The organism is Pseudomonas sp. NPDC087346, from assembly GCF_044744235.1.
Lineage (GTDB): Bacteria > Pseudomonadota > Gammaproteobacteria > Pseudomonadales > Pseudomonadaceae > Aquipseudomonas.
The window spans coordinates 1-676 of the sequence record NZ_JBIUXX010000105.1 but is presented as its reverse complement, the minus strand read 5'-3'; the positions used below and the strand labels follow the sequence as shown (position 1 = coordinate 676).

The 676-nt window shown below is 57.5% G+C and carries 1 protein-coding gene; it reads left to right on the top strand.

All coding sequences use genetic code 11. The features are described 5' to 3' along the window. The coding region (gene tpiA / locus ACIOZM_RS30255; protein WP_401221038.1) for a triose-phosphate isomerase at positions 1-676 on the top strand (676 nt) is incomplete at both ends.

The following is a 676-nucleotide window of genomic DNA, read 5'->3' as shown; positions in this document are numbered from 1 at the left end:
TGCACGGTACCCGCGCCAGCGTCGCTGAGCTGATCAACGGCCTTCGTCATTTGGCCTTGCCTAGCGGTGTTGATGTCGCGGTATTCCCGCCTTGCTTGCATATCAATCAAGTGATTGATGGCCTGAAAGGCAAGTCGATTTCGGTCGGCGCGCAGAATTCTGCGGTGGAATCCATGCAAGGTGCATTGACCGGTGAAATTGCGCCGAGTCAGTTGGTGGATGCAGGTTGTTCCCTGGTGCTTGTCGGGCACTCCGAACGCCGTCAGATAATGGGCGAGCGAGACGGAATGCTGAATCGCAAGTTCGCAGCGGCACAGGCATGTGGCTTGATTCCGGTGTTGTGCATAGGGGAAACCCTTGAGCAGCGCGAAGCTGGAAAAACTCTTGAGGTTGTCGGGCGTCAGCTGGGCAGCATCATCGAGGAGCTGGGTGTTGGTGCCTTTGCCAAGGCAGTAATAGCTTACGAGCCGGTCTGGGCCATTGGTACTGGACTGACTGCAACGCCGCAACAGGCTCAGGATGTGCATAAAGCCATTCGCGAGCAGTTGGCGGCAGAGAATTCTGAAGTCGCACGAGGTGTGCGGCTTCTATACGGCGGCAGCGTGAAGGCGGCCAATGCGGTCGAACTGTTCGGCATGCCGGATATCGATGGGGGGCTCATTGGTGGAGCTTCCCT